This is a genomic window from Streptomyces sp. NPDC014991 (genome assembly GCF_043080665.1).
Lineage (GTDB): Bacteria > Actinomycetota > Actinomycetes > Streptomycetales > Streptomycetaceae > Streptomyces.
Window position 1 is genome coordinate 147,218 of sequence record NZ_JBIBVY010000020.1, and the last position, 7,317, is coordinate 154,534.

Consider the following 7,317-nt stretch of genomic DNA (forward strand, 5'->3'; position numbering starts at 1 on the left):
GGCTCGCGGGTCCTGACACCGCGCCTCGCCGCGTTGTCGTCGGTTGCCATGGCTCCGCCATGGCGCCCTCCTCCGCCTTGCGATGCACGGCACGAGGACCCGCTCCCTGATCCGGCCTGATCCGAACGAAAGACCCTAGCCCTCCGCCAGGATCTCGTCCGCGTCCATGATCCGGTACGCGTACCCCTGCTCCGCCAGGAACCGCTGGCGGTGGGCGGCGAAGTCCTGGTCGAGGGTGTCGCGGGCGACGACCGAGTAGAAGTGCGCCTGGTGGCCGTCGGCCTTGGGGCGCAGCACGCGGCCGAGCCGCTGGGCCTCCTCCTGCCGGGAGCCGAAGGTCCCCGACACCTGGACGGCGACCGTGGCCTCCGGCAGGTCGATGGAGAAGTTGGCGACCTTCGACACCACCAGCACGCTGATCTCGCCCTGGCGGAACGAGTCGAAGAGCTTCTCCCGCTGCGCGTTGGAGGTCTCGCCCTTGATGACGGGCGCGTTCAGGTGCTCGCCCAGCTCGTCCAGCTGGTCGATGTACTGGCCGATGACCAGGATCTGCTGCCCCGCGAACCGGCGGACGATCGCCTCCGTGACCTTCCGCTTGGTGGCGGTGGTCGCGCAGAAGCGGTACTTCTCCTCCGCCTCGGCGGTGGCGTACGCCAGCCGCTCGGAGTCGGTGAGGTTGACGCGGACCTCGACGCAGTCGGCGGGCGCGATGTAGCCCTGCGCCTCGATCTCCTTCCAGGGCGCGTCGAACCGCTTCGGCCCGATCAGCGAGAACACGTCCGACTCGCGGCCGTCCTCGCGGACCAGGGTCGCCGTCAGACCCAGGCGCCGCCGCGCCTGGAGGTCGGCGGTGAACTTGAAGACGGGCGCGGGCAGCAGGTGCACCTCGTCGTAGACGATCAGGCCCCAGTCCCGGGAGTCGAACAGCTCCAGGTGCGGGTAGACGCCCTTCCGCCGGGTCGTGAGGACCTGGTAGGTGGCGATGGTGACGGGACGGATCTCCTTGCGCGTCCCGCTGTACTCGCCGATCTCCTCCTCGGTCAGCGACGTCCGCTTCACCAGCTCGTGCTTCCACTGCCGGGCCGAGACGGTGTTGGTGACGAGGATCAGGGTGGTGGACCGGGCCTGGGCCATCGCCCCGGCGCCGACCAGCGTCTTCCCGGCGCCGCAGGGCAGCACCACGACGCCGCTGCCGCCGTGCCAGAAGTTCTCCACGGCCTGCTTCTGGTACGGCCGCAGCGCCCAGCCGTCCTCCAGCAGGTCGATGGCGTGCGCCTCACCGTCGACGTACCCGGCGAGGTCCTCGGCCGGCCAGCCCAGCTTCAGCAGCGTCTGCTTGATCTGCCCCCGCTCCGAGGGGTGCACGGCCACGGTGTCCGCGTCGATGCGGGCGCCGACCAGCGGGGCGATCCGCTTGGACTTCAGCACCTCCTCCAGCACCGGGCGGTCGGTGGTGGTGAGGACGAGCCCGTGCGCGGGGTGCTTGCTCAGGGTGAGGCGGCCGTAGCGGTCCATCGTCTCGGCGATGTCGACGAGCAGCGCGTGCGGCACGGGGTACCGGCTGTACTCCACGAGGGCGTCCACGACCTGCTCGGCGTCGTGCCCGGCGGCGCGCGCGTTCCACAGGCCGAGCGGGGTCACCCGATAGGTGTGGATGTGCTCGGGTGCCCGCTCCAGCTCGGCGAAGGGCGCGATGGCACGCCGGCAGTCGCCGGCCCGCTCGTGGTCGACCTCCAGGAGCAGGGTCTTGTCTGACTGGACGATCAGTGGACCGTTCACGCGCGGCACACCCTTTCCGCAATAGCCAAACGTCCAGTGTGCCTCATCCACCGGGGTTGCCCCCAGGTTCCCGGGTCCGGCGGCGTCACCGGGCGGTCTCACTCCTCCGCCAGCTCGGCGACCCCCGTGATCCGGTGCAGCGGATACGTCCGCACCTCGTCCGCCGTGTGGTCGTACGCCGTCACGAAACCGCCCTCGACGCGGATCGGGGCGATGACCCGCTGGCTGGCGGCACCCTCGGCGTTGACGTAGCCGATCCACACGGAGTCGCCGGTCAGGACGGCGGCCTGCATGGTGGCCAGGGTGTCGGCGGAGGACGTGCGGGGCAGTTCGCCGCCCGCCGGGGACCCGTCGACGGGCTTGCGCGGGGTCGTGGCGGCCAGGTCGCCGGCCCGGATCGCGCGGACCGCCGCCGCGAGGAGCGCGGCGTCGGGCGGCGGCGGCCCCTCCGGCACCGGCTCGGGCGCGGTGCGCGGCGGGGTGCGGTGTGCGTGGGCGCGGGCGATCAGGACGTCGCCCTCGGCGGACTCGGCGGCGGGCGCGTAGCCCATCGCGCGCAGCCCCTCCAGCAGCGTCACCGGGTCGTTCGGCGAGGCCAGCACGGTCGGGGCGAGGCGGCGCAGGCGCAGGCCGGCGGCGCGCCGGTCGGCGAGGATCTCGTTCAGCAGGGCGTCGTCGTCGCAGCGGACGTACGCGGAGGCCGCGCCGACCCGCAGGTGGCCGTGCCTGCGGGCCACGTCGTCGATGAGGTAGGCGAGCGGCTGCGGGACCGGGGTGCGGGAGTGCTCGGCGAGGAAGGCGTGCAGGTCGGCGGCGGCCCGGCCGGCGTCCAGTGCGCGGCGTACGGAGGCCGGTGTGAACCGGTACACGGTCGCGCCGCCCTTGGACTCCACGTCGGCGAGCACACCGAGCGTGTCCGCGAGCGGGCGGCGCAGCGGGCCGGGGGCGACCGCGGTCAGGTCGGCCTGGAGCAGCACGTGGTCCAGGGGCTCCGGCAGCAGCGGGGCGAGCAGTCGGGTCGCGGCGGCGGTCGCGACGGCCTGGTCGGCGTCGGAGAGGGGAGCGAGCCGGACGGTGGGCCGGTGGTGGTGCACGGGGAGCTTGTCACCGGGGCCGGCCGGGTCCGGGGCGCCGGCGGGGGATGCGCCGGGAGCGGACGCGCCACCGGGTGCGGGGGAGCCGGTCGCCGACGGCCCGGCCGCGGGCGTGGCGGGCCTCGCGGCACCGGGGCGGGCACCGGAACCGGAGGCGGAGGGGGGTGCGCCGAGCAGCGCGCGTCCGTGCGCAGACAGGGCGCCCCGACCGGTCACGCCCAGCAGTTCGGCCTCCGACAGGGTCCAGCGGGCGAGCCGGGAACGCAGATCCTCCTCGCCGCCGTCCTTCCCCCACGCCCCGCCGCGCTCGCGCGGGGCGACACCCACGGGGCCGCGCAGCGGGTGCTCCCAGCGCAGCCGGGCCAGCACCGACTCGGCGTCCGGGGCCGCGCCCTGCGGCAGCGCCGCCAGCAGGCCCAGCACCCGGTGCCGTACCTCGGGCGCGGCGGACCGGTCCAGGCCCGGGCCGAGCGCCGACAGCGTGCGGTCCTTGGCGTCCCGGCCGCCGATCAGCCCCGGGGTGCGGGTGGCTGTCAGCCAGGCCTGGGCGAGCCGGCCCCAGCGTTCGGCGGGGGGCAGTTCCAGCCACTCGTCGTAGGCGGGCGTGGCCGCGTACCGCTCGTCGGCCTCGCCGTCGGAGGCGATCAGACCGGCCGCGTAGGCCAGCTCGACCCAGAAGGCGGCGACCGGCTCCGACACGTCCAGGGCGACGGCGGTCCGCTTCAGGTCACGGACGCTCAGCCCGCCCGCCCGCAGCACCGCCGGCCCGCCCTCGTCCCAGTCCTTCAGCAGCTCCTCGACGGTGGCCAGGGCGGTGTACGCCTGCCCGGCGGCCGTCGCGTCCACCACCTGCGGGCTGTGCGTCGCGGCCGGCGCCACCGCGGGTGGCAGCGGTTCGGGAGTGCGGTGGGCGCGGCCCTCCCGCAGGTACAGGGCCACCTCGCGGGGCAGGACGACCGTGCCGGGGGCCGTCGGCAGCAGCAGGCCGCGGTCGAGCAGCCAGCGCAGATGCGCGGCCGGATCCGCGGTGACCTGCCCGTACGGTGGCCCCCACACCAGCCGGGACAGCACCTCACGGGCGGCCTCCGGCGCCCCGGCGAGCAGCTTCGCCATCTTCTTGCGGTGGGCGAACAGCCCGGTCAGCGCGGTCACCGCGGACACCGTGTCATGGGTCGACGGCAGCCCGGCCGCCGTCACGATCTCCTGGATCCGGCCCGGCGACATGCCCGAGGTGGCCTCCTGCACGGTGGGGCCCAGCCCGGTCGGGGACGGATGCTGCGGGGACGGCGCGAGCAGTTCGCGGGCGGTCCGCACCAGCCGCAGCCGGACGTCGTCGCCCCACACCAGCGCCTGCTCGCGCAGGGTGCCGAGGGCCCGCGGCAGCGCGGCGGCCACCGCCTCGTCCATGGCGTCCCCCGCCATCAGCCCCAGCAGCGTGTCGTACGACGCCGGGTCCGGGGCCACCGCCAGCGCCTCCGCCGTCTGCAACGCGAACCGGTCCAGCCGCTCCAGGGCGCGCAGCACCGAGGCCCGCGTGCCGGCGCGGGTGGCGAGCTGGGTCAGGTCGGTGGGGACGGGGGTGATGAGGTCCGGGCGGCTGCGCAGCAGCGCGGCCAGGGAGGCGTCGTCCCTGGCGCGGAGCGCTTCCGCGAGGGACCGAGGGACTGAGTGGGCCTCGGGGCTCATCCGGCCAACGGTAGCGGACTTCCCCCTGCCGGGGGCGTCGGGGAAGAGGCGGTACCGTCCTCACGGGGTTTCAGTCGGCGTCACCCCGGAGGGGTTTCGTGGGGATCGAGAGCGACCAGGTCGTCTACGAGTATCTGAGCCGCGTCGGAGACGTCGCGCAGCAACGGCAGCTGCCGTCGGCCACCCGCATGCGGCTCGTGTCGGAGCTGCGCAACGAGATCGACCGGTCGCGGGCGAGGACGACGGTGGACTCGCCCGCCGCCGTCCGCCGCATCCTGGAGCGTCTGGGCACCCCCGACGAGGTCGTCTCGGCGGCGGACGGCACCGCCGGGGGGCCGCAGCCGCCCAGCACCGCCGTGCCGGCGCAGCCCGCGGACCGGGAGCGGGCGCCCGGGCCGACGGAGCGGGCGGCCCGCGGGCGGTGGGGGCGGGCCGTGCCGCGTCCGCGCGCCGCCGAGCCGGCCCCGCCCGCCGCGCCGTCCCCGCCGCATCTCGCGCCCGCGCACGAGCTGGGGGACGGGGTGGCGCCGCCGGACTGGTGGCGGACGAGCACCGGTGGTCCGCCGGCGGACCTCGATCCGGTGCCGGGGTTCGTCGGCGGGGTGGAGATCCCGGAGCTGCTCAGACGGCCGCCGGAGGGCGGAGGGCCCGATGTCCGGAAGGCGGACGGCGCCGGCGCCCGCAAGGCCGAGGTGATGGCGGAGCCCGACGGGGCCGGGGCCGGGGCCGGATCCGACGCCGCGGCCGGGACCGTCCGGCGCCGCCGCCTTCCCGGCCCCGCCGGTGGCTGGTCCAACCCGCTCCTGCTGCTGGGCGCCGCCGCGCTGGCCGCCGGCGCCGTGCTCGGCAACTGGCTCCCGCTGCTGCTGGGCTGGCTGATCGCCTACGGTTCCCGGCGGCTGACACCCGCGGAGACGAAGTGGGCGGTGCTTGTGCTGCCGGGTACGGCGGTCGCGGCCGGGCTGGTGTGGCTGTGGGGGCGCAACGACGGGCGGTGGGGGGAGCCGATCGCCCGGGGCCACCTGAACGACGCCGTCGGGGAGACGTGGCCGTGGGTCGTCAGGGGAGCGGCGGTGGCCACGGCGCTGTACCTGGTCTGGCGCTCCCAGCGGAGCAGGTGAGCGGAGGGCTCCGCCGTGTGCGCCGGGTGCGGGTGGGGCGTGGTTGCTCGCGCCGTTCCCCGCGCCCGCCCCAGGGGTGTCGTCGGCGTCGGTGGCGCCGGAGGAGGGCGGGTGTCGGGGGGTGGGGGTGACCGGCACAATGTGGCCTATGGCTTCCTCACTGACCGTCGGGTTCGACCTGGACATGACCCTCATCGACTCGCGGCCGGGCATCCGTGCCTGTTACCTGGCGCTGGCGGAGCGGACGGGGACGTACATCGACGCCGATCTCGCGGTGACCCGGCTGGGACCGCCGCTCGCCGAGGAGCTGGTCCACTGGTTCCCGGCCGATCAGGTGCCGGTGATGGCCGATCTGTACCGGGAGATGTATCCGGCGACGGCCATCACCGCGACGCACGCCATGGACGGTGCCCGGGAGGCGATCGACGCGGTGCGGGCGGCCGGCGGCCGGACGATGGTGGTGACGGCGAAGTACGAGCCGAACGCCAAGCTGCACCTGGCCCACCTCGGCATCGAGCCGGACGTGGTCGTCGGTGACCTGTGGGCCGAGCAGAAGGCTCTGGCGCTGCGTGAGCACGGCGCGGGCGTGTACGTCGGCGACCACGTCGGCGACGTGCGCGGGGCCCGTACGGCGGGGGCGTTCTCGGTGGCCGTGGCGACCGGCCCGTGCCCGGCGGAGGAACTGCGCGCGGCCGGGGCGGACGTCGTCCTGGACGACCTGTCGGCGTTCCCGGCGTGGCTCGCCGGCTACCGGGAGGCGTCCCTCGCCTGACGCCGTCCCGCGGCGACCGACCGCAGGACACCGGCGCCGGCGACGAGGAATCCCACGGCCATGAGCATGCTCAGGCCGAACATGTACGTCGGGAAAGGCGTCGCGCCGAGCAGCAGCGGAGCCACCGTGACCAGGGTGGCCAGGGCCCCGAGGAAGAAGACGACGGCACCGGCGCGGATCAGCCGGTCACCGGGCGCGGTGGAATTCGGTTGGGTTTTGTCACGCACCGGACCAGGGTAGTTCCTGGCGCGAGAGAACAGCCGGGGGCCGTCTTGTCACCCGCCCGAAGACCATTAGCCTTGGTAGCGGCGGGTCACGGTCGACCCGCTCTGTGCTATCAAGAGCCGTTCCCGAAGCATTCCCCCGACGAGTACGAGGACGAGGACAGACGTGCCTACCGGCAAGGTCAAGTGGTTCAACAGCGAGAAGGGCTTCGGCTTCCTCTCCCGCGACGACGGCGGTGACGTCTTCGTCCACTCCTCGGTTCTCCCCGCCGGAGTCGATGTGCTCAAGCCGGGTCAGCGCGTGGAGTTCGGGGTGGTCGCCGGCCAGCGCGGCGACCAGGCGCTGTCGGTCATCGTGCTCGACCCGACGCCGTCGGTCGCCGCCGCCCAGCGCAGGAAGCCGGACGAGCTGGCCTCGATCGTGCAGGACCTGACGACTCTGCTGGAGAACATCACGCCGCAGCTGGAGAAGGGCCGTTACCCGGACAAGGTCTCCGGGGCGAAGATCGCCGGCCTGCTCCGCGCGGTCGCCGACCAGCTGGACGTCTAGGCCCTCTCGTTCGGATCATGCCGGGCTCGCGGGTCCTGGTGCCGCGCCTCGCCGCGTTGTCGTCGGTTGCCATGGCTCCGCCATGGCGCCC

The 7,317-nt window shown here is 74.7% G+C and carries 6 protein-coding genes; 3 read left to right on the forward strand and 3 right to left on the reverse strand.

Translation table 11 applies throughout. The annotated features are described in order from the left end of the window. Positions 1-135 precede the first annotated feature (135 nt). Both ACF1BE_RS27595 and ACF1BE_RS27600 read right to left on the reverse strand, forming a co-directional pair. Positions 136-1,779: a DNA repair helicase XPB gene (locus ACF1BE_RS27595; RefSeq protein WP_392201711.1), complete on the reverse strand. Its 1,644-nt coding sequence runs from the start codon at positions 1,777-1,779 to the stop codon at positions 136-138. A 98-nt stretch (positions 1,780-1,877) separates the two neighbouring features. Beyond that, positions 1,878-4,559: a helicase-associated domain-containing protein gene (locus tag ACF1BE_RS27600; protein ID WP_392201712.1), complete on the reverse strand. Its 2,682-nt coding sequence runs from the start codon at positions 4,557-4,559 to the stop codon at positions 1,878-1,880. A 98-nt stretch (positions 4,560-4,657) separates the two neighbouring features. On the opposite strand from ACF1BE_RS27600, the gene ACF1BE_RS27605 reads away from it, so the two are divergent. Together ACF1BE_RS27605 and ACF1BE_RS27610 are read left to right on the forward strand one after the other, a co-directional pair. After that, entirely contained in the window at positions 4,658-5,680 is a 1,023-nt protein-coding gene (locus ACF1BE_RS27605; protein ID WP_392201713.1) for a hypothetical protein, read from the forward strand. Between the two features lie 139 nt (positions 5,681-5,819). Further along, positions 5,820-6,452 carry an HAD family hydrolase gene (locus ACF1BE_RS27610; RefSeq protein ID WP_392201720.1) on the forward strand — a complete coding sequence of 211 codons (633 nt, stop codon included), beginning with the start codon at positions 5,820-5,822 and terminating at the stop codon, positions 6,450-6,452. Here the strand turns inward: ACF1BE_RS27610 and ACF1BE_RS27615 are convergent. Beyond that, positions 6,428-6,679: a hypothetical protein gene (locus ACF1BE_RS27615; protein WP_392201714.1), complete on the reverse strand. Its 252-nt coding sequence runs from the start codon at positions 6,677-6,679 to the stop codon at positions 6,428-6,430. The two genes, ACF1BE_RS27610 and ACF1BE_RS27615, sit on opposite strands and share 25 nt — an antisense overlap. A gap of 163 nt (positions 6,680-6,842) precedes the next feature. Here ACF1BE_RS27615 and ACF1BE_RS27620 point away from each other — a divergent pair, with 163 nt between their 5' ends. Then, on the forward strand, positions 6,843-7,226 hold the full coding sequence (locus ACF1BE_RS27620; protein ID WP_392201715.1) for a cold-shock protein: 384 nt from the start codon (positions 6,843-6,845) through the stop codon (positions 7,224-7,226). Positions 7,227-7,317 lie beyond the last annotated feature (91 nt).

Excerpts from the sequence above, each read along its gene's own strand:
- ACF1BE_RS27600 (WP_392201712.1), bottom strand. The coding sequence starts at position 4,559 with ATGAGCCCCGAGGCCCACTCAGTCCCTCGGTCCCTCGCGGAAGCGCTC.
- ACF1BE_RS27610 (WP_392201720.1), top strand. The coding sequence starts at position 5,820 with ATGTGGCCTATGGCTTCCTCACTGACCGTCGGGTTCGACCTGGACATG.